We start from the raw sequence: 26,333 nt of genomic DNA on the forward strand, positions 1-26,333 counted from the left end.
GCCACCCGGGCTGGGCCATTCCTCACGGAACCAGGCCATTCTAATCCGGCGCGCTAATACAAGGGTGGGCAAAGCGACGCGTGCCCACGCATTTTTCGCGACCATGGTGAGGTGGTGGGCACGGCGCAAGTGCGCCTTTGCCCACCCTACGGCACCTATCGTGTGTCGATTCATGTCCCATTAACCCCTCGCGCCTAGGCTGCAGCCGGTAAGAGGGTTCGCGTAATGGACATGATGGCAATGGTCAGCACCATGCTGGCCGCTCAGCAAGGCGCGCTGCAGTCGAATATCTCGGCGACGCTGACCAAGCAGAACATGGACATGGAGAAATCCACCGTCCTGACGCTGATGGGTGCCGGGCAGCCTTCGCTGGCCAATGTCGGTGCCGGCGTCGGCGGCAATCTCAACGTCACCGCCTAAAAATCCCTAGAGCGCTGCGGCGGCCTTGCCCGTCGCCGCCCGGATCAGCTTGAGCGCGTCCTCGCTCGCCCATTCCGCCGGTCCCGCAATCGTCGCAATCTCGCAGCCTTGCGGATCGACCAGCACGGAGGTGGGCATGCCAAGTGCCCGGCCTATCGCCTTAAGATCCTGAAAAACCTTGGCTTTCTGGTCGCTGAAATAGCCGATCCTGGTCAGATTGGCCTCTTTCAGGAACGTCTTCGGCTTCTCGGGGTCGCGGGTGTCGATATTGATCGCCACCACCTCGAAATTCGGGCCCGACAGCTTGCTGTGGAGCTCGTCCAGCGCCGGCATTTCCTTCCGGCATGGCACGCACCAGGTGGCCCAGAGGTTCACCAGCAGCGTCTTGCCGCGGAAATCGGACAGCTTCTTCGGCTTGCCGTCGGCGTCCTCGAAGGCGAGGTCGGGCAGCTTCAGGGGGGCGCTCGCCATGGTCAGCGCCGCCAGCTCGCCGTGGGCGAGGGGGGCGATTTTCTGCGCCGTCGCAACCGCCGGCTTGCAGGCCGGATCGCCGCCAGGCGACCGGCCCAGGCCCAGTCCGTACAGCGCGGCGAAGCCGGCCAGCCCTCCGACCGCCACGGTGGCGATGACGAGGGGGACCCGGCGCGTGGCGGAGGGCGTCTTGTCGAGCATATCGTTTGTCATCCGGTCGCAGATATGGCTATCAGGGGCCTCTTAATACGGCTGGCCGCGTCCAGCAAACGTGCGGCAAATCAAGGCGTGAGCAGGGGATCATGAGCAACAAGATGTGGGGCGGCCGGTTCTCGGAACGTCCCGACGAGATCATGGAAGAGATCAACGTCTCCATCGACGTCGATCGTCACCTCTTCGCCCAGGACATTGCCGCGTCCAAGGCCCACGCTGCGATGCTTGCCAGCCAGGGCATCATCACGGGCTCTGATGCGAAAAATATCGGCAAGGGTCTAGACACGATTTTGTCAGAGATCGGCAAGGGCGGCTTCGAGTTCAAGCGCGCGCTCGAGGACATCCATATGAATGTCGAGAGCCGCTTGTCCGAGCTGATCGGCCCCGCCGCCGGCCGCCTGCACACCGCGCGCTCGCGCAACGACCAGGTCGCGACCGATTTCCGTCTCTATGTCCGCGATGTTCTCGACGAGACCGACGCGGCGCTCGCCGCGTTCCAGGCCGCGCTGGTCAATCGCGCGCTGGAGCATGCCGCCACCGTGATGCCCGGCTTCACCCATCTGCAGACCGCGCAGCCCGTGACCTTCGGCCATCATCTGCTCGCCTATGTCGAGATGGCCGCGCGCGATCGCGGCCGTTTCCAGGATGCGCGCAAGCGGCTCAATGAATCCCCGCTCGGCGCCGCCGCGCTGGCCGGCACCTCGTTCCCGATCGACCGCCACGCCACCGCGAAGGCGCTTGGCTTCGACCGTCCGATGGCGAACTCGCTCGATGCCGTCTCCGACCGCGACTTCGTGCTGGAGACATTGTCGGCCGCCTCGATCTGCGCCGTGCACATGTCGCGCTTTGCCGAGGAGATCGTGATCTGGACCTCGCCGCTGGTCGGCATGATCCGGCTCAGCGACAAGTTCACCACTGGCTCCTCGATCATGCCGCAGAAGCGCAATCCGGATGCCGCCGAGCTGGTGCGCGCCAAGACCGGCCGCGTCATCGGCGCGCTCAACGGTCTCCTGATCGTGATGAAGGGCCTGCCGCTCGCCTATCAAAAGGACATGCAGGAGGACAAGCAGGGCGCCATGGAGGGCTTTGCCGCGCTGTCGCTGGCGATCCGCGCCATGACCGGCATGGTCCGCGACCTCGTGCCTGACGAAGCCAAGATGAAGCTTGCTGCGGGCGAGGGCTATGCCACCGCGACCGACCTTGCCGACTGGCTGGTGCGGACGCTGAAAATGCCGTTCCGTGAAGCCCATCACGTCACCGGCCGCATCGTCGCCAAGGCCGCCGAGGGCGGCGTCGCGCTGCACGAGCTGCCGCTCAAGGAGATGCAGGCAATCGAGCCAAAAATCACCAAGGACGTGCTCGGCGTGCTCTCGGTCGAATCGTCGGTGAAGAGCCGCACCAGCTTCGGCGGCACCGCGCCGAAGAACGTGGCGTCGCAGGCCAAGGCCTGGGCGAAGCGGCTGGAAAAAGAGCGAAAATTGGGCTGAGGGGCAAAATTTCGCTTATGTTTCATGGTCATCCGGCTCTCGCCAGAGCGCGCCAATCTCTGTATGGTGCGCCCCGCGTAGTGGGGATTTCGTCGTGACGTCAAAGTTTCGCCCGGCCGGCTCGGGGTGGGCCATCATTGTCTTGAGCCTGACGGCGCTTGCGCTTGCCGGCTGCGGCCGCAAGGGCCCGCTGGATTTGCCGCCGACCGCCAACGCGCCCACGGCCAACGGTGCTGCGCCAACCGACACCGACACCGAGACCGAGGCCCAGAGGACGCCGAGCGTGTTCAATCCCACCTACGGTGCGGATGCCGCGCCCGCGGCGGCCAAGGGCAGGAAGAAACCGTTCATTCTCGATCCGCTCCTGGACGAACCTCCCGGCAAGAAATAAGCCGGGACAACCGAGCCTGCGTCATGAACCATTTCGACTATCGCAACGGCGTGCTGCACGCCGAGGCGGTGAACCTGTCCGAGCTGGCCGCAACGGTCGGCACGCCGTTCTATTGCTATTCGACCGCGACGCTGGAGCGGCACTATCGCGTCTTCACCGAGGCCTTCGCCGGCGAGAAGGTGCTGGTCTGCTACGCCATGAAGGCGAACTCGAACCAGTCGGTGCTGCGCACGCTGGCCAAGCTGGGCGCCGGCGCCGACGTCGTCTCCGGTGGTGAATTGAAGCGCGCGCTGGCCGCCGGCATTCCGCCGAATAAGATCCTGTTCTCCGGTGTCGGCAAGACCGAACAAGAGCTGCGCGCCGCGCTCGCCGCCGACATCCTCTGTCTCAACGTCGAATCCGAGCCCGAGCTCGAGCTGCTGTCGCGCCTGGCGACCGAGACGGGCAAGACCGCGCGCATCTCGCTCCGCGTCAATCCCGATGTCGACGCCGGCACCCACGCCAAGATTTCCACCGGCAAGTCCGAGAACAAGTTCGGCATCCCGATCGTGCATGCGCGAGAGGTCTATGCCCGCGCCGCCAAGCTCCCGGGCATCGAGGTGACCGGCACCGATGTGCATATCGGCAGCCAGATCACCGACCTTTCCGGCATGGAGACCGCCTTCCGCATCCTCTCCGAATTCGTGCAGACGCTGCGCGCCGATGGCCACAACATCAGCCACGTCGATTTCGGCGGCGGCCTCGGCATTCCCTATTACATGGACCGCGAAGCGCCGCCGGCGCCGGCCGCCTATGCCGCCATGGTCAAGCGCGTCAGCCACAATCTCGGCTGTACGCTGATGTTCGAGCCGGGCCGCATGATCGTCGGCAATGCCGGCATCCTGGTCGCCAAGGTGATCTATGTGAAGCATGGCGACGGCAAGAATTTCGTCATCATCGACGCCGCCATGAACGACCTCATCCGCCCGACGCTGTACGAGGCGCATCACGACATCCTGCCGGTGACGCAGCCCGCCAAGGGCGCCGCCACCATCATGGCCGATGTCGTCGGCCCGGTCTGCGAGACCGGCGACTATCTCGCGCTCGACCGCACGCTGCCGACGCCGGCGCCCGGCGATCTCATCGCCATCATGACCGCGGGCGCCTATGGCGCGGTGCAGGCCGGCACCTACAACACGCGGCCGCTGGTGCCGGAGGTGCTGGTGAAGGACGATCAGTACGCCGTGGTCCGCCCGCGCGTGGAGGTCGAGCAGCTGATCGCGATGGACACGCCGGCGCCGTGGCTGTGAGACGACGCCGGCTCAACAGCCGCGGTGTCGTCGCCGCGTAGGCGGGGACCCATAACCACAGGAAGTGGTTATGACTCGAAGCTGGTGACTCCGAGCCTTCGCCAAACACCCTCCTGTGGCTATGGGTCCCGGATCTGCGCTTCGCTTGTCCGGGACGACGAGCGGAGATTGGGATCGCTACTTCCCCGTCACCCCACCCTTCGCTCCACCCACCACAACGCCCGCCTTCTTCTCGATCGGCTTGATCGCCGCGGTGAAATCGGACTCGGCGCCTTCCGCGCTGATCACGGTCTCCCACAACCGCCCGACCGCGTCGGCGACCTCCATCGACAGGCCGAGCTGCTTCATCTCCTCGAGCGCCAGCCGCACGTCCTTCACCATCAACCCCGTGGCGAAGCCGAAGTCGAAGCTGCGCGGCAGCACGGCGCGCGGAAACTTGTCTCGGCTCGCGGTGTTCATGCCGGAGCCGGCATTGATGACGTCGATCATGACGGCGGGATCAAGCCCGGCCTTCACGCCCATCACGACCGCTTCCGAGGTCGCCACGATCGCGGTGGCCGACAGGAAATTGTTGGCGAGCTTCATGGTCTGCGCCGCGCCGGGCTTCTCGCCGATGAAGAACACTTTCCCGATCACGTCGAGGGCGGGCCTGAGCAGCTCGAACTCCGCCTTCGGCCCTGACACCATCACCGCCAGCGTGCCCTTCTCGGCACCGCCGACGCCGCCGGAGACGGGGCAGTCGATCTGCACGATGTTGCGCTTGGCGAGGAGGCCGTGAATTTTCACGGCCATCGCGGATCCGACGGTGGAGAGATCAATGAAGCGCTTTGCGCGGCTGCCCTCGATGACGCCGTTCGCTCCCGTTGCAACATCGAGCGAAGCCTGCAGCGAGGGCAGGCTCGCCATCACGGTCTCGACCTGGTCGGCGACGTCCTTCGGCGATGTCGCTGGCTTAGCGCCGAGCGCTTCGAGCTTGCCCGTCACCTCCTTGCGCGTGTCGAACACGACGAGCCCGTGTCCCGCCTCGATCAGCCGCCGCGCCATCGGGAAACCCATGTTTCCGAGCCCGATGAATCCGATGTCCATGGTGTTTCCTTGTGGTTGTTATTCGTTGGTGGTTGAACGTGAAGCGGCCATCATTCTCCGCTCGTCGTCCCGGGGCATCGCGAAGCGATGAGCCCGGGACCCATAACCACAGGGAGGTGTCGTTGCGCGGAAGCGGTCACTCCGAGTCCCGCTAACCACAGCTGCCTCTGGTTATGGGTCCCGGGTTCGCGCTACGCGCGCCCCGGGACGACAGCGGAGATTTTGACGACATCTCACGCCTTGCCGTCGATCTCCGCGAACACCTCGCGCGCGATGCGGAAGCTGTCGACGGCGGCGGGCATGCCGCCATAGATCGCGACCTGCATCAGGATCTCGCGGATCTCCTCGCGGCTGACGCCATTGGTCAGCGCGCCCTTCAGATGCGCGCGAAACTCGTGCTGGCGGTTGAGGATCGCGATCATGGCGATGTTGAGCATGCTGCGGGTCTTGCGCGGCAGCTCCTCGCGGCCCCACACCGTGCCCCAGCAATATTCGTTCAGCATCTCCTGGAACGGGCGGTTGAAATCGTCGACGTTCTTCAGTGCGTTGTTGACATAGGCCTCGCCCAGCACCGCTTTGCGGACTTCCAGGCCCTTGTCGTGCATCTTCTTGTCCATGGCGTTTCCTCTCTTGTCCCTCGGGGCGGCGCGGAAATTACGGGGTTGCCGCGGGCCAGTCACGTCCTCGTGTTATGCGGGAAAAGGGGTGTCTCCCGTGCCGGAACGGATGCCTCAGTGCTGCCGTTGTGATAGGCTTCTCTACCGGGCAACCTGGAGAGTTGATTGAACGGCGTCACCCCCGACCCGTCAGACCCGATCCGCAACAGCGATGCTCTGTCGCGGCTGAAGCTGGCGCAGGCCCTCGATCGGGCCATTTATGCCATCGCGTGGGAGCGTGCCTGGCCGAATTTGGCGCGGCTTCTGACCGTCGTCGGGCTGTTCCTGGTGGTGTCCTGGGCCGGCCTCTGGCTGGCGCTGCCGTTCATTGCCCGTGCCATCGGTCTCGTCGTTTTCGCCGGCATCGCCATTGCCGTCCTGTTTCCCTTGATTCGCTTCCGCTGGCCGAGCCGCGAGGAGGCACTCAGCCGGCTCGATCGTGGCTCCGGCATCCGTCATCGCCCGGCCACGACGCTGACGGACACGCTGTCCTCGCAGGACCCGGTCGCACAGGCGCTGTGGCAGGCGCAGCGCGAGCGTACGCTGGCCTCGCTCAAGCGCATCCGCGCCGGTCTGCCGCATCCGCGGCTCGCGCTGCATGATCCCTGGGCGCTGCGCGCGCTGGTCATGGTGATGCTGGTCGCGACCTTCTTCGCCGCCGGCGATGAGCGCGCGATGCGGCTCGGGGCCGCTTTCGACTGGAACGGCGTGCTGGCGCCGGCCAATGTTCGCGTCGATGCCTGGGTCACTCCGCCGCTTTACACCGGCAAGCCGCCGGTCATCCTGTCGGCCGCCAACAAGGAGGCCGCGGCGGTGCCCGCCGCCGGCCCGCTTGCCGTTCCCGCCGGCTCAACCCTGATCGTACGCTCCTCCGGCGGCAGCCTGGATGTCGTCGTCTCCGGCGGCCTCAAGGAGGCCGCTCCCGCGGAAGCCGCGCCCAAGGGCACCAACGAGAAGCATTTCACCATCACCGCAGACGGCACCGCGCATGTCCGCGCGCCCTCCGGCCAGCCGCAATGGGCGTTTGCGGCAACGCCGGACCGTGCACCGACGATCGCGCTCGCCAAGGATCCCGAGCGCCAGGCGCGCGGCGGGCTCCAGCTCTCCTACAAGATCGAGGACGATTACGGCGTCACCGGCGCGGATGCGCAGATTGCCTTGCGCCCCGCCGACGCCAAGGATGGCAGCAAGGATAGCAAGGATTCCGACGGCAAGCCCGCGGCGCGGCCGCTGTTCCAGCCACCGCAATTCCCGCTCGTGCTGCCGAACGCGCGCACCCGCAACGGCGTCGGCCAGACGGTGAAGGACCTCAGCGAGGACCCCTATGCCGGAGCCGACGTCACGCTGACGCTCACCGCCAAGGACGAGGCCGGCAACGAGGCCAGGAGCGAACCCTTCAACATGCGCCTGCCCGAGCGTCTGTTCACCAACTCGCTCGCGCGCGCGCTGATCGAGCAGCGCCGCATCCTCGCGCTCGACGCCAACAGGAATTCCGACGTCTACACCGCGCTCGACGCGCTCATGATCGCACCCGAATTGTTCACGCCGGATGCCGGCTGCTATCTCGGCCTCCGGAGTCTGGCGAGCCAGCTCGAGGCCGCCCGCACCGACGATGCGCTGCGCAACGTGGTGGCGAGCATGTGGGCCTTCGCGACGACCATCGAGGATGACGGCGTCGCCGGCAGTGTCAACGCCGCGCTGCGCTCGGCGCAGGATGCGCTCAAGGCGGCGCTGGACCGCGGAGCCAGCGAGGACGAGCTCAGGGTGCTGACGCAGAAGCTGCGTGAGGCCATGGCCGGCAAGGTGCGCGATCTCGCCCGCCGCGCCGAGCAGAATCCGCTCGGCGCCCGGCAGCCGTTCCCGGCGGAGGTCCAGCTCATCCTCGACAAGGCAGTCGAGCTGCGACAAAAGACCCAGCATGCGACGCCCGAGCAGCTCGCCGAGCTGGCGCAGCAGCAGGACGTCTTGCGCGAGCAGCTTCAGGCCTATCGCAAATCGGCGAACAGCCGTGCCAACAAGGCGGGGGACGACAAGACCAACCAGTTTACGCGGGACCGGAAATGCGGAAGCTAGCACCCGTGCCAGTCTTGAAGGCGATGTCGATCGCCTGCCTCGCCATGCTGTTGGGCGGCGTCTCGCCGGCCGCGGCTCAGCTGGATCAGGATCCCGATGCGCTGCTCGACAGCGCGGAAAAGGCGATGCAGGAATCCGGCGACAGCCTCAGGCAGAAGGAATCCGGGAAGAGCCTGAACAACCAGTCCGACGCCATTCAGAAGCTCGAGGAGTACAAGCGCGCCACGGAAAGAAGCCAGTCGTCCAATCGCGATCGTTCCGTCATCACGCAGCGCGATCTGGATGACCTGCTGCGGCAGATCGAGAAGGCGGCGCGCGAGGGCAACAAAGAGGCGGCCCAGCGCATGCTCGAGCAGCTCGCGCAGATCATGGAAAATCTCCAGATGGCGCAGCCCGGGCAGTCCGGCGAGAGCGACATGGAGCAGGCGCTGAACGAGCTCAGCGACATGATCCGCAAGCAGCAGCAATTGCGCGACAAGACTTTCAAGCAGGGCCAGGATTCCCGGCGTGACCGCTCGCGCGGCAAGCCGCAGGGCGACCAGTCGATGTCGGACCTGCAGCAGGATCAGCAGTCGCTGCGCGACCGCCTGAAGAAGCTGCAGGACGAGCTCGCCAAGCGCGGCCTCGCGCAGAAGGGACAGAAAGGCCAGAAGGGTCAGCAGGGTCAGAAAGGGCAGCAGGGCGATCCGGGCCAGAGCGGCGATCAGGACGGCGACCAGGGCGATGATGACGGCAGCCTCGATGCCGCCGACGGCGCCATGGGCGATGCCGGCTCGAAGCTCGGCGAAGGCAATGCCGATGGCGCCGTGGACTCGCAGGGCAAGGCCCTCGACGCGATGCGTAAGGGCGCGCAGAAGATGGCCGAGGCGATGCAGCAGGGCGATGGCGACGGGCAGGGCGATGGTCCCGGCAATCGGGCCGGCCGGCAGCAAAGCGGCGGCAATCAGACCGATCCGCTGGGCCGCCCGCTTCACGGCCGCGATCTCAGCGACGACTACACCGTCAAGATCCCGGGCGAGATCGACGCCCAGCGCGTCCGCCGCATCCTCGAAGAGCTCCGCCGCCGCCTCGGCGACAGCTCGCGCCCGCAGATCGAGCTCGATTACATCGAGCGGCTGCTGAAGGATTTTTGAGGCGAAGTCGCCACAAGCTCACTGTCATCGCCCGGCTTGCCGCCTTCGCTGAAGCTTCGGCGTGCCAGCGCCGTGTGGGCCTCGGCGTAGCCTTGGCGGAGCCGGGACCGAGCGATCCAGTATTCCAGAGACAGCAGTGACTAAGTCGATAGGCCGCGGCGTACTGGATGCCCCGGTCCCGGCTCCGCGATGCTACGCCGGGCCCACGCGGGTACTCGGCCGGCGAAGCGTCAGCGAAGACGGCAAGCCGGGGCATGACAGCGGTATGTGTGGTTAGGGTTGCCCGCCACTACCCCTTCTTCGCCGCCAGCGCATCCGCCACCGCGGTGCGGATGTCGGCGACCGAGAACGGTTTTGTCACGACGTCGTGCACCAGCGCATTGAGGTTCGAGGCGCGCTCGCGCTGGTCGGCAAAGCCTGTCATCAGCAAGATGGTCAGATCGGGAAAATCGCGCGCGGCGGAGAGCGCCAGCGCGATGCCGTCCATGATAGGCATCTGGATGTCGGTGAGCAGCAGGTCGAAGGCGCCGTCCTCGCGGGTCAGGATCTCCAGCGCCTCGGCGCCGTCCTGCGCGGTGACCGTTTCGTGCCCGTCCATGGCGATGGCGCGCGCCACCAGCGTGCGCATCGAATCTTCGTCATCGGCGATCAAGATCTTCGGCATGGGACCAACTTTCGGACCAACCTCGGTACCGGGCGGCGCGATTATACGCTGCCGCCGGCAATGTCGCGCCGGTTGAAGAAGCGAACGTCGATATTGCGGCCTTCCGGCGGCGGCGAGGCCAGGCGGGAGCGGAAGAAGGCGCGCTCGCCGGGCCGCAGCACGGTCTGCTCCAGCACCGTATTCCAGGCGTAGATCTCCGCGCCTTGCCCGTCGCGCACGGCAAAGCGCAGCCGCGGAATGTCGAGCGGCTTCTTGCCCTCGCCGACGATCACACCCTCGATCACCAGCACCTGCTTACCGTCCACGGTCTCGCTGGACAGCTTCACGTCCTTGAAGGCGAGCCCCCGCAGGTTCACCTCGAGCCCGACCATCTTGTAGAAAGCGGCGGTCTGCGGCAGCAGCCGCACCATGTCGCCGCGCCAGATCACCAGCGCCAGAACCAGCGCGCCCATGGCGGCGCAGGCGGTCGGCAGGCCGAAATGGGATTTTTTGGGCGACGCGGTAGCGATTGGACGGCTCACCCGCGCGCCGCGGCGGCCGAACAAGCCGCGGAACCAGGACTGGTGCTGCGCGCCGACGACCTCCTCCTCGGCTTCCCGGGCGGCCGCGGACCACTCGTCTTCGGTTTCCTTGGCCTCTTCGTCGGGCCAGTCGCTGGCAATCGAGGGGCTGTCGACGACGGGCGCATCAGTGGCGCCGTCGTCCTTGGCATAGGAGTTCCATTGCTCGGCAAGATCGGTCTGGTCGTCGGCCTGGCTGGCCGCGGCCATGGCCGGGATGGATGCCTCCTCGATGGCATCCTCGGCATGGGCGATCCAGGTCTCCTTGCAGCGGGAACAGCGGACCGCCCGTCCGTTCGCCCCAAGGCTCGCAAGCTTGATGGCGTAGGATGTCATACAATGGGGGCAGACGATATGCATGGACGAGCCTGACGATGACCGCGTCGGGGAGAGCCGCGCGGCAAGGATGCTACGATGTATGCTACAGCGCGACCGTTAACGAACCGGAAACCATAACGGCGGCAAAACCCGTTGGTCGCGTATGGCGGAGCGCAGCAGTGCGACCCGCGTCCCCTCTCGAACGGAGCTGAGCTTGGTTCGGTTCGAAAATGTCGGATTGCGTTACGGTCTGGGGCCGGAGATCCTGCGCGACCTCAGCTTCCAGATCCCGGCGCATTCGTTCCAGTTTCTTACCGGCCCCTCCGGTGCCGGCAAGACCTCGCTGCTGCGCCTGTTGTTCCTGTCGCACCGACCGACGCGGGGACTCGTCAATCTGTTCGGCCACGACATCTCGCGTCTCGGCAAGGACGAGATCGCCGATTTGCGCAAGCGCATCGGCATCGTGCTCCAGGATTTCCGCCTGCTCGATCACATGACGACCTATGAGAACGTGGCGCTGCCGTTCCGCGTCATGGGCCGCAGCGAGTCGAGCTATCGCAAGGAGGTGATCGACCTGCTGCGCTGGGTCGGGCTCGGCGACCGCATGGACGCGCTGCCGCCGATCCTGTCGGGCGGCGAGAAGCAGCGCGCGGCGATCGCGCGCGCCGTCATCTCGCGGCCGCAACTGCTGCTCGCGGACGAGCCGACCGGCAGCGTCGATCCGACGCTCGGACGCCGCCTGCTGCGGCTCTTCATCGAGCTCAACAAATCGGGCACCGCCGTCATCATCGCGACCCACGACATCGGCCTGATGGACCAGTACGAGGCCCGGCGGCTGGTGCTGCACCAGGGACGGTTGCACGTCTATGAGTAGGACCGACGAGCGCGGCGTGTTGGTCGACCTCGGACAGGAGCGTCCGCAGCTTCCGGCCAACGCGCGCAACATGTCGCCGATCGTGCCGCGGGCCTCGATCCAGGGCCGCGCGCTGGTCGCCGTCGTCGCCATCATGACCTTCCTCGCATCGATGACCACGGGCACGGTGCTATTGGTGAGCGCCTCCGCCGCGGAATGGCAGTCGGACGTCGCCAGCGAAATCACCATCCAGGTTCGCCCGCAGGCCGGCCGCGATCTCGAACGCGACACCGCGGCGGTGACGGAGGCGATGCGTGCGCAAGCCGGCGTCGTCGAGGTCAAGCCGTTCACCCGGGAGGAGAGCGGCAAGCTGCTGGAGCCCTGGCTCGGCACCGGGCTGTCGATGGACGACCTGCCGGTGCCGCGCATGATCATCGCGCGTGTGCAACCCGGCACGCTGCTCGATCTCGGCGTCTTGCGCGCGCGCGTGACCCAGGTCGCGCCAAGTGCCAGCGTCGACGATCACCGCGCCTGGATCGAGCGGATGCGCTCGATGACCAACGCCACCGTGCTCGCCGGCCTCGGCATCCTCGCGCTGGTCATCATCGCCACCATCATCTCGGTCTCGTTCGCGACCCGTGGCGCCATGGCGGCGAACCGTCCGATCGTCGAGGTGCTGCATTTCGTCGGCGCCGGCGACCGCTACATCGCCAATCACTTCCTGCGTCATTTCCTGAGGCTGGGCCTCGAGGGCGGCGTGATCGGCGGCGGCGCCGCCATGCTGGTGTTCGGCTTCTCCGAGTCGATCGCCGGCTGGTTTTCCGGTACCCCCGTCGGCGACCAGTTCGCGGCGCTGCTAGGCACCTTCTCGCTGCGGCCATCCGGTTACATCGTGCTCGCGGCCCAGGCCGTGCTGATCGGCGCCATCACCGCGGTGGCCTCGCGCCAGACCCTGTTTGCGACGTTGAACGATGTGGATTGAGTTCTTTCTTCCGTTCTCCCGCAGGAGAGGGCGAAGAAGCCGGACTCCACTTCGCCTCAAAACCTTTTAAAATCACCTCAGGGAAGGGATCACCGACATCATATGACCTCGCCGACCGACGATCGATCGCCGAACCTGCCGCGCGGCTGGCTGCGCGCGGCATTGGTGTCGACGATTGCGCTCGCCTTCGTCGGCGCGGCGGCGGGCTTCATCGCGTTCCTGTCGCAATTGCGCGGCGCCGAGATCGCCCCAAGCCGCAAGGCAGACGGCATCGTGGTCCTGACCGGCGGCTCCTCGCGGGTGTCGGACGCGATGGAGCTGCTCGCTGCCGGCTACGGCAGGCGGCTCCTGATCTCCGGCGTGCACCCGACGTCGACGGCGAGCGACATCTCCCGGACGTTGCCGGAGAACCAGTCCTTCATGACCTGTTGTGTCGATCTCGACCGCACCGCGCTCTCGACCCGCGGCAATGCGGCGGAGGCGCGGCGCTGGGCCGACGGCCGTCGGTTCAAATCGCTGATCGTGGTCACCTCGAACTATCACATGCCGCGCGCGCTGGTGGAATTCTCGCATGCGATGCCGCAGACGACGTTGATCCCATTCGCGGTGGTCGGCGACAAATGGCGCGAGGAGCCGTGGTGGACCTCGGCGTCCACCTTGCGGCTGCTGCTGTCGGAATATGTCAAGTACGTCGCGGCCGAGCTCAGGGTGCGGCTGGAGGATTTCGGGATTGACCTTTCGCCCGAGATGTCGGAGCAGCCTGCAGGTCATCAGCCAAAGCGGCCCGCCACCGCCCAAGCCAATTAACAAGCCAAATTGATCGGCAAATTAATCGGCAAAATAATCGGATCGTCGATGTTCCTGATTTTCCTGCGCTCGCTCGTGTTCAACGTGCTGTTCTACGCCGTGCTGGTCTGCCTCGCGATCATGGCGCTGCCGACCTTCGCATTGCCGCCGCGCGCCATGCTGACGGTTGCGGAATGGTGGGCCAAGGCGACGCTGGTCCTGATGCGCGTGGTCTGCAACATCAAGGTCGAATTCCGCGGGGTCGAGAAGATACCGCAGGGGCCGCTGGTGATCGTGGCAAAGCACCAGTCGTTCTGGGAGACGTTCGTGTTGCCCGGATTCTTCAATCGTCCGATCTTCATCCTCAAGCGTCAGCTCATGCAGATTCCGGTGTTCGGCCAGTTCCTGGTCAAGACCGGGATGATCGCGATCGACCGCAAGGCCGGCGTGAAGGCGCTCTTGGACATGACGCGGCGGGCGCGCGAGGCGGTGCGCTCGGGCCGGCAGCTCGTGATCTTTCCGGAAGGCACGCGCCGCGCGCCGGGCGCGCCGCCCGACTACAAGACCGGCTTCGCGCAGATCTATTCGTCCTGCGGCGTGCCGTGCCTGCCGATCGCGCTCAACTCCGGCCTGTTCTGGCCCCGCCGCACCTTCATGCGCTATCCCGGTACGCTCGTGGTGGAATTCCTCGATCCGTTGCCGTCAGGCCTGCCGAAGGATGAGTTTCTCTCCCGTGTGCAAACGGCCATCGAAGAGGCAACCAGCCGCCTCGTCGAAGCCGGCCGCAAGGAGCAGGAGCAATTGATCGGTGCCTCGCCGAGTTACGCCCCGTCGGAGAGCTAGCGGCTCTCTCGATCATCGGGAGCCGGCGGGTGCAGGGAATGCGCATCGCCATGCAGCATGGTCGCGAGCTGATGCAGCTGGGCGTCGCGAAAGCCTTCGGCCTCGATCGCCTTCACCGTCGCGGTGACATAGTCGCGATTGGCGCCGGACTGGCCGTGGCCCTGGACGACATGGCGGTGCTGCTCGGCGAGCGAGAGGCGGCCGGCATATTGCACATGGCCGCGGTCGACGACATAGGCGAGCGCGGAGACGCGCTGGCGCGCATCGTTCTCCAGCCACACCGAGCGCATCACCTCGCGATAGACCGAGGTGACCTGCTCGCGCGCCCGCAAATACGCGACGACCCCTGTGCGGTTCTTTTCAGCGACACGGAAGGCGATGCCGCGGCAGGCGCCGCCGCGGTCGAGCCCGAGCACCAGGCCCGGCTTCTCCGGCGTGCCGCGATGGACGAAGGAATAGACGCAGAGCGCCCGGTGCTCGCCGACCAGCCGCGCCGGGACGCGCTCCTCGAAGTCGAAGCCCGGTCGCCACATCAGCGAACCGTAGCCGAACACCCAGAGGTCGCCCGTGGCTGTCGTGACGGAGGGGAGGGTGATTTCGGACATTTCGGGCACGGCTACCAGAACCGCGCCCCCAAGCGAAGTGAATTCTCCGCCTTTCGTCGGGGGCTGGCCTCGCTTACATTTGCCAAAATCTGGGGCCAAAGGGTCGCCGCATGTCCAATATGACCGTTGCCGCAGGCCGCCGTTCCCCTTGGGGCCTTTTCATCGCCCCCCTCCTCGTCCTGATCCTCGCCGTCGCCTGGAGCTGCTTCTGGTTCTATGCGGCCTCGCAGGCCGAAGTGGCCGCCGACGCCTGGCGGGCACAGGAGGCCAAGTCCGGCCGCATCTATGATTGCGCCAAGCGCTCGATCGCCGGATTCCCGTTCCGCTTCGAGGTCCAGTGCTCCGGTGCCAGCGTCGCCCTGGTCTCGCAGAACGCCAGCAAGACGCCGTTCACGGCCAAGCTCGACAACATCCTGGTCGTTGCGCAGGTGTACGATCCCAAGCTCGTCATCGCCGAATTCTCAGCGCCCGCGACGCTGACCGACGGTGTCACGCAAAACACCTTCGTGGTGAACTGGAGCAAGGGCCGCAGCAGCGTGGTCGGCCTGCCGGCGGTGCCGGACCGCGCCTCGATCGTGTTCGACGATCCCAACATCAATCGTCTCGACGGCAGCATGCAGGTGCCGCTCGCGCGTGCCAAGCAGGTCGAGCTGCACGGGCGCCTCGCGGACGGATCGCCAGCCGATCATCCCGTGATCGAGACCGTGCTCCATGTCGCGCAGGGCAGCATCCAGGGCGTTCATCCCTTGCTCGCCGAGCCGTTCGAGGCGGACACGCGCGCCAAGATCACCGGCCTCTCCGACCTGACGCCAAAGCCCTGGCCGCAGCGCTTCCGCGAGATCCAGGCCGCCGGCGGTCATATCGAGATCGTGCAGTCGCGGATCCAGCAGGGCGAGATGATCGCGGTTGCGGCCGGCACGCTTGGCCTCTCCGCCAATGGCCGGCTCGACGGCGAACTGCAGATGACGGTGACGGGCCTCGAGCGCGTGATCCCCGCGCTCGGCATCGAGAAGATGCTGGAGGAGGGCGTGCCGCAGGCAACGCTCGATCGCGTCGCGCCCGGCGTGAAATCGCAGGACCTCAACAATCTGTTCGGCGCGCTCGACCGAGCCGTGCCCGGCCTCGGCAAGGTGATCAAGCAGAACGCCAATGCCGGCGTTGCCGCCGGCATCAACTCGATCGGCACCGAGAGCACGCTGGAAGGCAAGAAGGCGAGGAGCTTCCCGCTGAAATTCGTCGACGGCGCCGTGCTGCTCGGCCCGGTCAAGGTCGGCCAGATCCCGCCGCTGTATTAGAGCGTGGGCTGAGTTCACCACGTGATCAACGGCGCACGATGCAGCCAGGCATCGGCGCGCAGTTGATCCAGGACGAAGGTCGCAACGTCCTGTCGCGATATGCTTCCTCCACGGAAGTCGGAGAGGTCCGTCAGGGCTCGGACCGAGCCGCGGCCGGGCTTGTCGTTCAGGACTGAGGGCCGAACGAGAACCCAGTCGAGCCCGCTGTTTCTGACGATGGCCTCCTGGCGGTTTTTGTCGGCGTACACCTTGCGCAAGAGCAGCGGGAAAATCAGATTGTCGAAAACAAACCCGCCATGGCCGGCGCTATCACCTGCGCCAATTCCGGTGATGCAGACGAGGCGCGAGACTTGTTGCGCCTTCATCGTATTCACAAGCATGCGTGTCGCCGCCGAGAGCAGCGTCACCTCGCGGAACGGGCTCGCCGGTGTGCCGAGTGCGCTGACAACGGCATCACGGCCCTTGAGTGCCTGACGCAAGGCGATCTCGTCGCGGGCATCGCCGATGATGAGATTGGCACCCTTCAGATCACACGCTTTCTCGCCAGAACGCACGAGCGCCGCGACGTCGTACCCTCGCGCCACCGCCTGGTTGACGATCAGGCGGCCGGTGGCGCCGGTCGCGCCAAGGATCAGTATCTTCGGTGGGACAGTCCGGATGTTGTCGGTTTCGGAGTCTTGCATGGTCGTGACCTCGGAATGCGGGACGTCTCCGTTGAGGCCGCCCCCTGGTTCATGTTCGTTGTGACGATCAGAGCTTGCCTTCCGCGAGCAGCTCGCGGGCCCTTGGCTGATGCCGCTGCCGTCAGGCCGAAGCCGTGATCTCAGAGACGAAGTCGCGATAGGAGCGCAGCGGACGGCCGAGGAGAGTGTTCAGACGCTCGACGTCGCCGGCATTGGGGATCATTCCGTCGGTGAGGAAGCGCTCGCTCATCAGCCGCATGTCGAAGGCCATCCAGCTCGGCATGAACTGCCTGAGGTTCTTTTCGAAGCCGGCAGGATCGTCACCCGGATATGCGATCGTGCGACCCAGCACCTCCGACCAGATGGCGGCAGCCTTCGCGCCGGTCAGTGTGTCCGGACCGACGAGATTGATCCGGTCGGGCGGAAGTGATGCGCCGGACTTGTCGCGGCGGACGAGCTCGATGGCCGCGATTTCACCGATGTCGCGGGCGTCGATCATCGCCAGTCCTTTGCCGCCGATCGGCATGGGGTAGACGCCGTATCCGCTCACCACGTCCTTGATCGTGAGATCGTTGTTCATGAAGTAGGCGGGGCGCAGGATGGTGGCGTTGAAGCCCATCTGCTCGATCATCCGCTCGACGCCGAACTTGCCCGCGAAGTGCGGCACGTTCACGTACAGATCGCTGTGGATCACCGACAGATAGACGAGCCGCTCGACGCCAGCTTCTCGCGCAATGTTGAGGGCGATCAGCGCCTGGGTGAATTCGTCCGCTACCACGGCGTTGAGCAGGAACAGGGTGGAGACGCCTGAGAACGCACTGCGCAGCGAGTCAACGTCCAGGAGGTCGCCCTGCACGACGTTGACGCCCGGCGGCAGGTTGGCCTTTGCAGGATCGCGGACGAGGGCGCGAACATCGGCGCCGCGCTTGACGAGCTGTTCAACGACTTGGCGGCCGACATTGCCGGTGGCGCCGGTCACGAGGATGGTCATGGGTTCACTCCGGGGTGGGTTGCTGGACACCCCCGCAAATTAGTGACCCACGTGCGGGCCGATAGACGCTATATTTGGACAGACCGTCTCATTGGTGGAACATATGGATCTGCTCGCACTCGCCGATTTCAACCTTGTCGCCCGTCACGGCGGGTTCGGACGGGCCGCCCGGGCTGCCGGCCGCCCGAAGGCGACGCTCTCGCGCCGGGTCTCCGAGCTGGAGGGCAGCCTTGGCTTGCGCCTCTTCGAGCGCGGAAGCCGCACGCTGAAGCTCACCGAGGAAGGGCGGGCGCTCTATGAGCGGACGGGAACATTGCTCGCCGAACTCGACGAGACGGCGGCGGCGATCGCTTCAGGCGGTGCCAAGCCGCGAGGCAGCTTGCGGATCAGCGCGCCTCTGCTTTTCTCGCAAACTGCGATGGGAAAGCTGGCCGCTGCGTTCGCTCTGAAATATCCGGAGGTGCGGCTCGAGGTCACGACGGAAGACCGCGCCGTCGACATGATCGAGGAAGGCTATGACCTCGTGATCCGCGTCAATCCCGACCCCGACGAAACCCTTGTCGGACGAATCCTGATGCGCGATCGGCTGGTCGTGGTCGCGAGCCCCGACCTCAGTCGCCCTGCGTACGATCTTGCCGTTCCGACCGTGGTGCGTGGTGCGAGCGATCTGACATCGGCGTGGGAGGTGAAGTCTTCGATCGGAAACTCACGGATCTCGACCGATCCGGTGCTTCGCCTGTCCTCGATCGTTATGGTTCGCGATGCGGTCCGCGCAGGCGTGGGCGCCGCTCGCCTTCCTGTGTCGCTTGTGAGTCACGACCTGGCGGCCGGCAAGCTCGTCCACTGGGGTGATGTCGACGGACCGGAGATCGTCCTCTGGGCGCTGTACCCTTCGCGCCGGCTGCTCAGCGCTCGCGTATCCGCGTTCCTCGACTTTCTCAAGGAAGCCTTTCCCTCGGGGACGCCGGGTGAGCTCGCGGCCTTCATCGACTAGGTCAAGGGAGCAGATCGAGATCGCTCCGCGCTGGCGCCATCCAAGCTACGAACTCACGGCTTGTTGCCGAGCTGCCCATGCTGACGGCCGAAATCCGCGGCCGCCGAATCCTGGCCGATCTCGACGATGCCGCGGCGGATGGCGCGGGTGCGGGTGAAATGGTCGAACAGGGCTTCGCCGTCGCCGCGGCGGATCGCGCGGGTCAGTTTTGCGAGGTCCTCGGTGAAGGTGCCGAGCATCTCCAGCACGGCCTCCTTGTTGGCGAGGAAGACGTCACGCCACATCGTCGGGTCGGAGGCCGCGATGCGGGTGAAATCGCGGAAACCGCCGGCGGAGAACTTGATCACCTCGGACTCCGTCACCTGCGCCAGCTCGTCGGCGGTGCCGACGATGGTGTAGGCGATCAGATGCGGCAGATGGCTGGTGATCGCGAGCACGAGATCGTGATGGTCCGGCGTCATCACCTCGACCTTGGCGCCCATCGCCGCCCAGAAGGCGCGCAGGCGATCAGTCGCGGCCGCGTCGACGCCTTCCGGCGGGGTGAGGATGCACCAGCGATTGATGAAGAGCTCGGCGAAACCTGAATCCGGCCCCGAATGCTCGGTGCCCGCCACGGGGTGCGCCGGCACGAAATGAACGGTCTTCGGCAGATGCGGCGCCATGTCCCTGACGATGGCGCCCTTGACCGAGCCGACGTCGGAGACAACAGCGCCGGGCTTCAGATGCGCGGCGATCTCCTGCGCGACCTCGCCGCAGGCGCCGACGGGAATGCAGAGGATGACGAGATCGGCATCCTTCACCGCTTCCGCATTGGTCGCCACGACCTGATCGACGATCCCGAGCTCCATCACCCGCGCGCGGGTCTTCTCCGAGCGCGCGGTGGTGACGATTTCGCCCGCCAGGCCCTGGAGCTTCGCAGCGCGCGCGATCGAGCCGCCGATCAGGCCGAAGCCGATCAGCGCGACGCGCTGGAAGTGCGGTGCGCTGCTCATTTGCCGGCCATGAAGTCGCGCAAGCCGTCGACCACGAGGCGGTTGGCCTCCTCGGTGCCGATGGTCATGCGCAGCGAATGCGGCAGGCCGTAATTCTTCAAGCCGCGCAGCACGAGGCCCCGCTTGGTCAGGAAGGCGTCGGCGTCATCCGCGGTCCTGCCGTTGTCGGTCGGGAAATGGATCAGCACGAAATTGGCGACGCTCGGCGTCACCTTCAGCCCAAGCTTGCCGATCTCCTCGGTCAGCCAGTTGCGCCAGGTCTCGGTGAATTGCTTCGACATCGCCTGGTGCGCAGTGTCCTCGATCGCGGCGACCGCGGCATACATTGCCGGCGTCGACACGTTGAACGGGCCGCGGATGCGGTTGACCGCGTCGATGATGTGCTCGGGGCCGAACATCCAGCCGATGCGCAGTGCCGCGAGGCCGTGGATCTTGGAGAAGGTGTGCGTCACCACCGTATTCTCGGTGGTAGCGACCAGCTCGATCCCCATCTCGTAGTCGTTGCGCGAGACGTAGTCGCAATAGGCGGCATCGAGCACCAGCAGCACGTGCGACGGCAGGCCGGCGCGCAGGCGCTTGACCTCGTCGAACGGCACATAGGTGCCGGTTGGATTGTTGGGGTTGGCGAGCCAGACCAGCTTGGTCTTCGGCGTCACCGCCTTGAGGATGGCGTCGACGTCGCAGGTGAGGTTGGTCTCCTGCGCGACGACGTTCTTGGCGCCCACCGCCATGGTCGCGATCGGGTAGACCAGGAAGCCGTGCGTGGTGGAGATCGCCTCGTCACCCTGGCTGAGATAGGTGTGGGCGAGCAGATTGAGGATCTCGTCCGAGCCGGCGCCGCAGATGATGCGGTTCGGGTCGAGCCCGAAGGAGCGGCCGATCGCCTCGCGCAGCACGCGCGAGGTTCCTTCCGGATAGTCTTCCAGGTGATCCGCCACGCGCTTGAACGCCTCGATCGCCTTGGGCGAGGGCCCGAATGGCGTCTCGTTGGCCGACAGCTTGAACACCTTGCGGCCCGGCTCGGCGACCGGGCTCTTGCCGGGCGTGTAGGGCGCAATATCGAGAATGCCGGGATTCGGCACGGGGCGGGACATCTTGAACTCCGAAAATGGCGGGGCGCGGCGCGTGGTTTACGATTTCGCCCCGGTCGGGGGCACCGTATAGCGCGTTGCGTGGCTGCCGACGAGGGCTGTAGAGCGCACCGAGGCCCCCGCCTCGATCAGGGCAGCCCTGATTTTGTCGATGCTGGTCGCGCTCGTGACCGAGACCAGCAGCGCCGCGCCGTCGAAGGCGGTATCAGGCACCGCCACGATCTCGGCGAGCGGCGACAGGGCGCGCGCGACCTCGGCGTTCCACCCGGACACGCGGACGCTGAAGGTCTCGACCTCCGTCACCAGGGCGCTGTCGGCGACGCGCGAGATCGCGAACACCGGCAGTGCGGCCGGATGATCGGCGCGCTCGACGAAGGGCATCCGCGCGATGATTTTTGGCGCGCCTTCCGTTTCGAGCAAGAGCCACCATGGCGTGCGGCTGGACGTCGCCGAGACCAGCGCCAGATCCCCCTTGGATTTCGCCACCGCCTCGACTGCGGCCTGTGCGCTGAAATGCGCGACGTAAGGCACCGTGAAGCCGAAATGGAAGCGCGCGGAATCGCGCATCGCCGGCTCACTCGCCGAGATGTCGGCATGCACCGAGAACGGTGCCTGCACGTAAGTGAACGTCGAGATGATGACGCGCCAGATGCTCTCGACCGTGTCGAGCGGCAGGATGCCGCGATGGCGCTGCACGATCTCGCGCATCATGGCGGCCTCGCGCGCCGGGCGGAACGCCGAGCCGACCTCCTGGGTCTGCTTCACCTGGATCAGGCGGTCGATGATGTCGCCGCGCTGCATCAGCAGGCGATGCATGCCCTCGTCGATCGCGTCGATCTCCTTGCGCAGTTCCTGGAGCGATGGTGGCGCGGGCGGACGTTGGGACATGTCTGGCTGTCGATGGTTTCGATGGGGGATGTCCTGATTAGGCAGTCAGGGCAGCGAAAGCAAAGAGAAATCACGTCCTTTTCGGACGACGCGTGAGAGACGAATTGGGCCGATCCGGGCCGCGACTTGACGAAAACCGCCCAAGACGGTAGCTTTTGCCCGTTCCGTGGTCATTTGAGCCGGCCGGCTTGCAGCCACGTTAAAAAACTCGCTAAACAGGCCGGGGACGCTTCCGATCCCGGCCGAACCTATCGTTCAGGCCGGGTTTTTCATGGCCTGATGCAAGTGGCGATCACGCGTTTGATCGCAAACGAGGTCGATGGTCAGATGGGTGGCGTCAAGTCGATACCGAGTCCTGCGATCAGCGCCGACGAGCGGTCGCACGAGGTGGATCATCCAAGCTCGCAGATCGCGCATTTCGGCGCCGAGCAGCCGCTGCGGCTCGATTGCGGCGTCGATCTCACCCCGTTCCAGATCGCCTACCAGACCTATGGCGAGCTCAACGCCGATCGCTCCAACGCGGTGCTGATCTGCCATGCGCTGACCGGCGACCAGCATGTCGCCAACGTGCATCCCGTCACCGGCAAGCCCGGCTGGTGGGAGACGCTGGTCGGCCCCGGCCGACCCATAGATCCCAAGCACTACTTCATCATCTGCTCCAACGTGATCGGCGGCTGCATGGGCTCGACCGGGCCGGCCTCGATCAATCCTTCCACCGGCAAGGTCTGGGGCCTCGATTTCCCCGTCATCACCATCCCCGACATGGTGCGTGCGCAGGCGATGCTGGTCGACCGGCTCGGCATCGACACGCTGTTCGCGGTCGTCGGCGGCTCGATGGGCGGCATGCAGGTGCTGCAATGGACCGCGGCCTATCCGGGCCGCGTGTTCTCCGCGCTGGCAATCGCCTGCTCGACGCGGCACTCGGCGCAGAACATCGCCTTCCACGAGCTCGGCCGCCAGGCCGTGATGGCCGATCCCGACTGGCACGGCGGCGGCTATGCCGATCATGGCATCCATCCGCATCGCGGGCTCGCGGTGGCGCGGATGGCGGCGCACATCACCTATCTCTCGGACGCAGCGCTGCACCGCAAGTTCGGCCGGCGCATGCAGGACCGCGAGCTGCCGACCTTCTCGTTCGACGCCGACTTCCAGGTCGAGTCCTATCTGCGCTACCAGGGCTCGTCCTTCGTCGAGCGCTTCGACGCCAACGCCTATCTCTATCTGACGCGCGCGATGGACTATTTCGACATCGCCGCCGACCATGGCGGCGTGCTCGCAAAGGCGTTCGCGGAAATTGCGACCCGCTTCTGCGTGGTCTCCTTCACCAGCGACTGGCTGTTTCCGACCTCGGAATCGCGCGCGCTGGTGCACGCGCTGAATGCATCGAGCGCGCGGGTGTCGTTCGCCGAGATCGAGACCGATCGCGGCCACGACGCCTTCCTGCTCGACGTTCCCGAATTCTTCGACATCTCCCGCGCCTTCCTGCAATCGGCGGGCAAGGCGCGTGGACTGAAGGATGGCTAGCATGTCTGTGCAGGAAGTATTGCCGCTGGGCGGCCTTGCGACCGGATCGTCCGGCCAGTTTCGCGCCGATCATCTGCTGGTCGCCGACATGGTCAAGCCGGGCTCGAAAGTGCTCGACGTCGGCTGCGGCGAGGGCGATTTGCTTCAGCTGCTGGAGACCCGCGGCATCGACGGCCGCGGCATCGAGCTGTCGCGCGAGGGCGTCAATCGCTGCGTCGCCAAGGGCCTTGCGGTGGTGCAGGGCGATGCCGACACCGACCTCGTCAATTATCCCGACGACGCCTTCGACTACGTGATCCTGTCGCAGACGCTGCAGGCGACCCGGCAGCCGAGGGTAGTCTTGGAAAATCTGCTGCGCATCGGCCGCCGCGCCATCGTCTCGTTCCCGAATTTCGGTTTCTGGAAGATGCGGCTCCAGCTCCTGGTCGGCGGCCACATGCCGCGCACCGAGAATTTGCCGGCGACCTGGTACGACACCGCCAACATCCATTTCTGCACCATCAAGGATTTCGTGCAGCTCTGCGACGAGATCAACGTGAAGATGGAGCGCTCGGTCGCGCTCGATCTCTACGGCCGCCCGGTGCCGTTGAATTTGCCCTGGTGGGTGTGGAACATGTTCGGCGAGCAGGCGGTGTTCTTGCTCAGTCGCGGCGGGGGGAAGTAGCCCTCCGAGCTGTCAAATGCTGAACCGAGTACGTCGTTTCCTATCCGCAACTACTCTTGGTGTTTCATTAGCGTCCGCCGCGATCGTGACGCTGTTTAGCACTCTGATGCTCGTCGGAGCGTTGTTCCAGCCCTGTGTCGGGAGCTATCGCCACGAGTATCCCCATCTGGACCTGATCTTGGATTCTATGGGCTTGCCGCTCATGAGTTGTTTCCTTGCTGTGATGGCTTGGCGAATATCGAAGCTCTGGAGTGATCACGTGGTCGATGGTCCCTTCAATTGGGTGTCGGCCCACGACTCGATGCTTCTTGCGTTCGGGTTATTTGTCATTGCCGGAGGAAATCTTGCGATCGCAATATTTGTCTGCAATCGCTATGCGGCTGTCTGGAGCTTTTGTCGGGCAATGGCAGGTTCAAGCTGAAGGGAGTGCGGCTCTGGATTGCTTCGCTGCGCTCGCAATGACGGAGTATGCGGCCGTCCCTGTGTCTAATGCGCTACCAGCGACCTGGGATCGCGCACCGGCCATCGTCCGGCTTCCACCAGCGTCACGAACCGCTCCACGCTTGCGTTGAACAGCGCGGGCTCTTCGAGATTGAGCACGTGGCCGGACTTCGGAAACATCGCCAGCCCCGCCGTGGGCAGATGCTGCTTCAGGAACAGGCTCGGCCCGACGCACGGATCGTCCTCGTCGCCGCAGATGATCAGTGCCGGCGTCGATGCGCGCTTGATCGCATCCGTCATCGTGTAGATCGAGGGGCGGCCGCCCTGGAAGCCGCGCATCGTGCGCGCCGATCCCTTGGCGTCATGCCGTGCCAGCGCGGCGTAGAAATCGGCGTGGCCGCGCGGGTCCTTCACCAGGAAGGGAATCCGGCTCGGCGCCTCGCGCGTGACCTTTGCGACCTCGGCGGAGCCCAGTGTCTCGAACTGCTCGGCGTTGGCGCGGCACTGCTTGCGCCAGGCCTCCAGGTTCTCGATCTCCGAACCGGAGCCGACGCCGGCCAGCGTCATCGACAGCGCGCGCTGCGGCGCGTTCAGCCCGATCTGGAGCGACGAGTAGGCGCCCATCGACAGGCCGACCAGATGCGCGCGCTCGATCCTGAGATGATCGAGCACCGCGAGCGCATCGCTGTAGAAATGCGTGTAGCTGTAGACCTCACCCTCAGGCACGTCCGACGGCGTGTAGCCGCGCGCCGAATAGGTGATGCAGCGGTGGCCGCGCGAGAAGTAGCGCATCTGCGGCTCCCAATTGGTGTGGTCGGCCGCGAACTCGTGCAGAAAAATGATTGGCGTTCCCTGACCCGCTTCTTCGAAATAGATGCGGACGTCGTCCCTGGTCGTGGCGTGGGGCATTAACCGTTTCCCTCTCATAAAGCCGCCTTTGCAGGATTGCAGTTAATGCTGTTGTCGGCAATGCGGCAGCCTCAAGCCAGTATCGGCGCAAAATCATCGCAGCTATTCGCAGGCAGCCCGCGTCTTTTTCTCGCCACATCGGGCGGCTTAACGGCCAGACCGATGTCGGCCGTTGCACGGGCCGATTGGGAAGTGGGGTGTCAACGAAGGATGAAGAATGTTTGAGTTGTTTGCGTCTCGCCTGTCGCGTTGTGTTGTCGCGCTGGCGATTTTGTTCGCGGCGGTTGCCGCATTGGTTTCTCCGGCCTCAGCGCGGCCGCATCATCGTCATAGCGCAGAGCGGCACGCTTACGTGCACCACGCCAGGCATCATCATTACCGCCACCATGCCCGCAGCTCGCGCTTCGAGCGCAGCGCGGCGCAATTGCAGGCGGGCGGATTCGCCGACACCCAGGCGAGCTATGATCCGAACGCCAATAGCGGCGGCATGGCCCACAACGCCATGGTGAACACCGCAATGGCCAATAGCGGCGGCTTCGGCGGCGGATCGAGCCTGGTGTCCGAGGCGCGCCGCTATGTTGGCGGCAACCCGACCGGGCGCGGCAGCCTGTGGTGCGCGCGCTTCATGAACATGGTGCTGGAGCACACCGGCCATAAGAGCTCGGGCTCCGACATGGCGAGCTCGTTCGCGCGTTACGGCACCCGTGTCTCCGGTCCGCAGGTCGGCGCCATCGCGGTGATGTCGCGCGGCCGCCGCGGCGGTCATGTCGGCATCATCACCGGCGTCGACGCACAGGGCAATCCGATCATGATCTCCGGCAACAACGGCAACCGCGTCCGCGAAGCGCCGGTCTCGCGCGGCCGGATCTATGCCTATGTCATGCCGAACTAACGGTGCCATAGCGACGGTGCCGTAGGGTGGGCAAAGCGAAGCGTGCCCACCACTTCCGTCCGCTCGATAAAGATGGTGGGCACGGCGCAAGAGCGCCTTTGCCCACCCTTGTATTAGCGCGCCGGATTAGAATGGCCTC

The 26,333-nt window shown here is 65.6% G+C and carries 28 protein-coding genes and 1 riboswitch; of the genes, 16 read left to right on the top strand and 12 right to left on the bottom strand.

All coding sequences use genetic code 11. The features are described from left to right. The first annotated feature begins 225 nt into the window (after nucleotides 1-225). A complete protein-coding gene (locus tag XI03_RS03255; RefSeq protein ID WP_091960250.1) occupies nucleotides 226-420 on the top strand; it encodes a hypothetical protein in 195 nt (64 codons plus the stop codon). 6 nt (nucleotides 421-426) lie between these two features. Here XI03_RS03255 and tlpA read toward each other — a convergent pair whose 3' ends face one another. Next, entirely contained in the window at nucleotides 427-1,092 is a 666-nt protein-coding gene (gene tlpA, locus XI03_RS03260) for a thiol:disulfide interchange protein TlpA (protein WP_028139926.1), read from the bottom strand. Nucleotides 1,093-1,193: 101 nt separating this feature from the next. On the opposite strand from tlpA, the gene argH reads away from it, so the two are divergent. From argH to lysA, 3 genes are all read left to right on the top strand, one after another. After that, nucleotides 1,194-2,591: an argininosuccinate lyase gene (gene argH, locus XI03_RS03265; protein WP_028139927.1), complete on the top strand. Its 1,398-nt coding sequence runs from the start codon at nucleotides 1,194-1,196 to the stop codon at nucleotides 2,589-2,591. Between the two features lie 94 nt (nucleotides 2,592-2,685). Next, on the top strand, nucleotides 2,686-2,982 hold the full coding sequence (lptM, locus tag XI03_RS03270) for an LPS translocon maturation chaperone LptM (protein WP_271591311.1): 297 nt from the start codon (nucleotides 2,686-2,688) through the stop codon (nucleotides 2,980-2,982). A 23-nt stretch (nucleotides 2,983-3,005) separates the two neighbouring features. Continuing rightward, nucleotides 3,006-4,271 (top strand): diaminopimelate decarboxylase, encoded by a 1,266-nt coding sequence (lysA, locus tag XI03_RS03275; RefSeq protein ID WP_104462750.1) that lies wholly within the window; start codon nucleotides 3,006-3,008, stop codon nucleotides 4,269-4,271. Nucleotides 4,272-4,448: 177 nt separating this feature from the next. Here lysA and XI03_RS03280 read toward each other — a convergent pair whose 3' ends face one another. Then, entirely contained in the window at nucleotides 4,449-5,357 is a 909-nt protein-coding gene (locus XI03_RS03280) for an NAD(P)-dependent oxidoreductase (RefSeq protein ID WP_271591312.1), read from the bottom strand. Nucleotides 5,358-5,590: 233 nt separating this feature from the next. Further along, nucleotides 5,591-5,974 carry a carboxymuconolactone decarboxylase family protein gene (locus XI03_RS03285; protein ID WP_018316258.1) on the bottom strand — a complete coding sequence of 128 codons (384 nt, stop codon included), beginning with the start codon at nucleotides 5,972-5,974 and terminating at the stop codon, nucleotides 5,591-5,593. A 165-nt stretch (nucleotides 5,975-6,139) separates the two neighbouring features. Here XI03_RS03285 and XI03_RS03290 point away from each other — a divergent pair, with 165 nt between their 5' ends. Then, the gene (locus XI03_RS03290; RefSeq protein WP_271591313.1) at nucleotides 6,140-8,086 is read left to right on the top strand and encodes a TIGR02302 family protein; all 1,947 of its coding nucleotides are present in this window, start codon (nucleotides 6,140-6,142) and stop codon (nucleotides 8,084-8,086) included. Further along, nucleotides 8,074-9,219 carry a DUF4175 family protein gene (locus XI03_RS03295; protein ID WP_028139932.1) on the top strand — a complete coding sequence of 382 codons (1,146 nt, stop codon included), beginning with the start codon at nucleotides 8,074-8,076 and terminating at the stop codon, nucleotides 9,217-9,219. Before XI03_RS03290 ends, XI03_RS03295 begins: the two co-directional genes overlap by 13 nt. A 289-nt stretch (nucleotides 9,220-9,508) precedes the next feature. Here the strand turns inward: XI03_RS03295 and XI03_RS03300 are convergent, their stop codons facing one another. Both XI03_RS03300 and XI03_RS03305 read right to left on the bottom strand, forming a co-directional pair. Next, complete coding sequence (locus tag XI03_RS03300; RefSeq protein ID WP_028139933.1) at nucleotides 9,509-9,883, bottom strand: response regulator; 375 nt, start codon at nucleotides 9,881-9,883, stop codon at nucleotides 9,509-9,511. Between the two features lie 41 nt (nucleotides 9,884-9,924). Further along, nucleotides 9,925-10,803 (bottom strand): MJ0042-type zinc finger domain-containing protein, encoded by an 879-nt coding sequence (locus XI03_RS03305; RefSeq protein ID WP_271591314.1) that lies wholly within the window; start codon nucleotides 10,801-10,803, stop codon nucleotides 9,925-9,927. Between the two features lie 172 nt (nucleotides 10,804-10,975). Between XI03_RS03305 and ftsE the strand changes: the two genes are divergently transcribed. The 4 genes from ftsE (at nucleotide 10,976) to XI03_RS03325 (ending at nucleotide 14,225) form a co-directional block, all read left to right on the top strand. After that, nucleotides 10,976-11,635, top strand: a complete 660-nt coding sequence (gene ftsE / locus XI03_RS03310; protein ID WP_020508614.1) for a cell division ATP-binding protein FtsE — start codon at nucleotides 10,976-10,978, stop codon at nucleotides 11,633-11,635. After that, nucleotides 11,628-12,596: a cell division protein FtsX gene (locus XI03_RS03315; RefSeq protein WP_028139935.1), complete on the top strand. Its 969-nt coding sequence runs from the start codon at nucleotides 11,628-11,630 to the stop codon at nucleotides 12,594-12,596. Before ftsE ends, XI03_RS03315 begins: the two co-directional genes overlap by 8 nt. Before the next feature lie 102 nt (nucleotides 12,597-12,698). Next, nucleotides 12,699-13,403, top strand: a complete 705-nt coding sequence (locus tag XI03_RS03320; protein ID WP_028139936.1) for a YdcF family protein — start codon at nucleotides 12,699-12,701, stop codon at nucleotides 13,401-13,403. 48 nt (nucleotides 13,404-13,451) lie between these two features. Next, nucleotides 13,452-14,225: a lysophospholipid acyltransferase family protein gene (locus XI03_RS03325; RefSeq protein WP_038948516.1), complete on the top strand. Its 774-nt coding sequence runs from the start codon at nucleotides 13,452-13,454 to the stop codon at nucleotides 14,223-14,225. Here the strand turns inward: XI03_RS03325 and XI03_RS03330 are convergent. Next, complete coding sequence (locus XI03_RS03330) at nucleotides 14,222-14,830, bottom strand: gamma-glutamylcyclotransferase (protein WP_271591315.1); 609 nt, start codon at nucleotides 14,828-14,830, stop codon at nucleotides 14,222-14,224. The genes XI03_RS03325 and XI03_RS03330 overlap by 4 nt on opposite strands. Before the next feature lie 110 nt (nucleotides 14,831-14,940). Here XI03_RS03330 and XI03_RS03335 point away from each other — a divergent pair, with 110 nt between their 5' ends. Next, nucleotides 14,941-16,125 (top strand): DUF2125 domain-containing protein, encoded by a 1,185-nt coding sequence (locus XI03_RS03335; RefSeq protein WP_271591316.1) that lies wholly within the window; start codon nucleotides 14,941-14,943, stop codon nucleotides 16,123-16,125. Between the two features lie 14 nt (nucleotides 16,126-16,139). On the opposite strand, the gene XI03_RS03340 is transcribed toward XI03_RS03335, so the two are convergent. Next, nucleotides 16,140-16,808, bottom strand: coding sequence for an NAD(P)-dependent oxidoreductase (locus XI03_RS03340; protein ID WP_271591317.1), 669 nt, complete (start codon nucleotides 16,806-16,808; stop codon nucleotides 16,140-16,142). A 121-nt stretch (nucleotides 16,809-16,929) separates the two neighbouring features. Then, a complete protein-coding gene (locus XI03_RS03345) occupies nucleotides 16,930-17,799 on the bottom strand; it encodes an SDR family oxidoreductase (RefSeq protein WP_028139941.1) in 870 nt (289 codons plus the stop codon). Between the two features lie 103 nt (nucleotides 17,800-17,902). Between XI03_RS03345 and XI03_RS03350 the strand changes: the two genes are divergently transcribed. Further along, the gene (locus XI03_RS03350) at nucleotides 17,903-18,793 is read left to right on the top strand and encodes a LysR family transcriptional regulator (RefSeq protein WP_038971927.1); all 891 of its coding nucleotides are present in this window, start codon (nucleotides 17,903-17,905) and stop codon (nucleotides 18,791-18,793) included. A 53-nt stretch (nucleotides 18,794-18,846) separates the two neighbouring features. On the opposite strand, the gene XI03_RS03355 is transcribed toward XI03_RS03350, so the two are convergent. From XI03_RS03355 to XI03_RS03365, 3 genes are read right to left on the bottom strand one after another with little or no spacing between them, the layout of a single operon-like run. Further along, nucleotides 18,847-19,785: a prephenate/arogenate dehydrogenase family protein gene (locus XI03_RS03355; RefSeq protein WP_028139943.1), complete on the bottom strand. Its 939-nt coding sequence runs from the start codon at nucleotides 19,783-19,785 to the stop codon at nucleotides 18,847-18,849. Further along, complete coding sequence (gene hisC, locus XI03_RS03360; RefSeq protein WP_271591318.1) at nucleotides 19,782-20,879, bottom strand: histidinol-phosphate transaminase; 1,098 nt, start codon at nucleotides 20,877-20,879, stop codon at nucleotides 19,782-19,784. The genes XI03_RS03355 and hisC overlap by 4 nt, the downstream gene beginning before the upstream one ends. A 36-nt stretch (nucleotides 20,880-20,915) precedes the next feature. Further along, nucleotides 20,916-21,764 (bottom strand): chorismate mutase, encoded by an 849-nt coding sequence (locus tag XI03_RS03365; RefSeq protein WP_028139945.1) that lies wholly within the window; start codon nucleotides 21,762-21,764, stop codon nucleotides 20,916-20,918. Between the two features lie 156 nt (nucleotides 21,765-21,920). Further along, nucleotides 21,921-22,000: riboswitch (SAM riboswitch) on the top strand. A gap of 91 nt (nucleotides 22,001-22,091) precedes the next feature. Here XI03_RS03365 and metX point away from each other — a divergent pair. The 3 genes from metX to XI03_RS03380 are packed head-to-tail and all read left to right on the top strand — an operon-like array spanning nucleotide 22,092 to nucleotide 24,373. Further along, a complete protein-coding gene (gene metX / locus XI03_RS03370; RefSeq protein WP_271591322.1) occupies nucleotides 22,092-23,288 on the top strand; it encodes a homoserine O-acetyltransferase MetX in 1,197 nt (398 codons plus the stop codon). A gap of 1 nt (nucleotide 23,289) precedes the next feature. Beyond that, nucleotides 23,290-23,952 (top strand): methionine biosynthesis protein MetW, encoded by a 663-nt coding sequence (gene metW, locus XI03_RS03375; RefSeq protein ID WP_038948508.1) that lies wholly within the window; start codon nucleotides 23,290-23,292, stop codon nucleotides 23,950-23,952. Nucleotides 23,953-23,968: 16 nt separating this feature from the next. Continuing rightward, nucleotides 23,969-24,373, top strand: a complete 405-nt coding sequence (locus XI03_RS03380) for a hypothetical protein (protein ID WP_271591319.1) — start codon at nucleotides 23,969-23,971, stop codon at nucleotides 24,371-24,373. A gap of 65 nt (nucleotides 24,374-24,438) precedes the next feature. On the opposite strand, the gene XI03_RS03385 is transcribed toward XI03_RS03380, so the two are convergent. After that, entirely contained in the window at nucleotides 24,439-25,302 is an 864-nt protein-coding gene (locus tag XI03_RS03385) for an alpha/beta fold hydrolase (protein WP_271591320.1), read from the bottom strand. A 217-nt stretch (nucleotides 25,303-25,519) separates the two neighbouring features. Here XI03_RS03385 and XI03_RS03390 point away from each other — a divergent pair, with 217 nt between their 5' ends. After that, nucleotides 25,520-26,194 (top strand): TIGR02594 family protein, encoded by a 675-nt coding sequence (locus XI03_RS03390; RefSeq protein WP_271591321.1) that lies wholly within the window; start codon nucleotides 25,520-25,522, stop codon nucleotides 26,192-26,194. Nucleotides 26,195-26,333: the final 139 nt, after the last annotated feature.

The sequence above is a fragment of the Bradyrhizobium sp. CCBAU 65884 genome (assembly GCF_028128835.1).
Taxonomy (GTDB): Bacteria; Pseudomonadota; Alphaproteobacteria; order Rhizobiales; family Xanthobacteraceae; genus Bradyrhizobium; species Bradyrhizobium ottawaense.

Bases quoted from the DNA above. Each gene is read 5' to 3' on its own strand.
- XI03_RS03330 (WP_271591315.1), bottom strand. From the start codon at position 14,830: ATGTCCGAAATCACCCTCCCCTCCGTCACGACAGCCACGGGCGACCTC.
- XI03_RS03295 (WP_028139932.1), top strand. From the start codon at position 8,074: ATGCGGAAGCTAGCACCCGTGCCAGTCTTGAAGGCGATGTCGATCGCC.
- tlpA (WP_028139926.1), bottom strand. From the start codon at position 1,092: ATGCTCGACAAGACGCCCTCCGCCACGCGCCGGGTCCCCCTCGTCATC.
- XI03_RS03355 (WP_028139943.1), bottom strand. From the start codon at position 19,785: ATGAGCAGCGCACCGCACTTCCAGCGCGTCGCGCTGATCGGCTTCGGC.
- argH (WP_028139927.1), top strand. From the start codon at position 1,194: ATGAGCAACAAGATGTGGGGCGGCCGGTTCTCGGAACGTCCCGACGAG.
- XI03_RS03350 (WP_038971927.1), top strand. From the start codon at position 17,903: ATGGATCTGCTCGCACTCGCCGATTTCAACCTTGTCGCCCGTCACGGC.
- XI03_RS03285 (WP_018316258.1), bottom strand. From the start codon at position 5,974: ATGGACAAGAAGATGCACGACAAGGGCCTGGAAGTCCGCAAAGCGGTG.
- XI03_RS03280 (WP_271591312.1), bottom strand. From the start codon at position 5,357: ATGGACATCGGATTCATCGGGCTCGGAAACATGGGTTTCCCGATGGCG.
- XI03_RS03340 (WP_271591317.1), bottom strand. From the start codon at position 16,808: ATGCAAGACTCCGAAACCGACAACATCCGGACTGTCCCACCGAAGATA.
- XI03_RS03365 (WP_028139945.1), bottom strand. From the start codon at position 21,764: ATGTCCCAACGTCCGCCCGCGCCACCATCGCTCCAGGAACTGCGCAAG.
- XI03_RS03315 (WP_028139935.1), top strand. From the start codon at position 11,628: ATGAGTAGGACCGACGAGCGCGGCGTGTTGGTCGACCTCGGACAGGAG.
- XI03_RS03335 (WP_271591316.1), top strand. From the start codon at position 14,941: ATGTCCAATATGACCGTTGCCGCAGGCCGCCGTTCCCCTTGGGGCCTT.
- lysA (WP_104462750.1), top strand. From the start codon at position 3,006: ATGAACCATTTCGACTATCGCAACGGCGTGCTGCACGCCGAGGCGGTG.
- XI03_RS03255 (WP_091960250.1), top strand. From the start codon at position 226: ATGGACATGATGGCAATGGTCAGCACCATGCTGGCCGCTCAGCAAGGC.
- XI03_RS03380 (WP_271591319.1), top strand. From the start codon at position 23,969: ATGCTGAACCGAGTACGTCGTTTCCTATCCGCAACTACTCTTGGTGTT.
- XI03_RS03305 (WP_271591314.1), bottom strand. From the start codon at position 10,803: ATGCATATCGTCTGCCCCCATTGTATGACATCCTACGCCATCAAGCTT.
- hisC (WP_271591318.1), bottom strand. From the start codon at position 20,879: ATGTCCCGCCCCGTGCCGAATCCCGGCATTCTCGATATTGCGCCCTAC.
- metX (WP_271591322.1), top strand. From the start codon at position 22,092: ATGGGTGGCGTCAAGTCGATACCGAGTCCTGCGATCAGCGCCGACGAG.
- XI03_RS03390 (WP_271591321.1), top strand. From the start codon at position 25,520: ATGTTTGAGTTGTTTGCGTCTCGCCTGTCGCGTTGTGTTGTCGCGCTG.
- XI03_RS03345 (WP_028139941.1), bottom strand. From the start codon at position 17,799: ATGACCATCCTCGTGACCGGCGCCACCGGCAATGTCGGCCGCCAAGTC.
- XI03_RS03300 (WP_028139933.1), bottom strand. From the start codon at position 9,883: ATGCCGAAGATCTTGATCGCCGATGACGAAGATTCGATGCGCACGCTG.
- metW (WP_038948508.1), top strand. From the start codon at position 23,290: ATGTCTGTGCAGGAAGTATTGCCGCTGGGCGGCCTTGCGACCGGATCG.
- XI03_RS03320 (WP_028139936.1), top strand. From the start codon at position 12,699: ATGACCTCGCCGACCGACGATCGATCGCCGAACCTGCCGCGCGGCTGG.
- XI03_RS03385 (WP_271591320.1), bottom strand. From the start codon at position 25,302: ATGCCCCACGCCACGACCAGGGACGACGTCCGCATCTATTTCGAAGAA.
- XI03_RS03325 (WP_038948516.1), top strand. From the start codon at position 13,452: ATGTTCCTGATTTTCCTGCGCTCGCTCGTGTTCAACGTGCTGTTCTAC.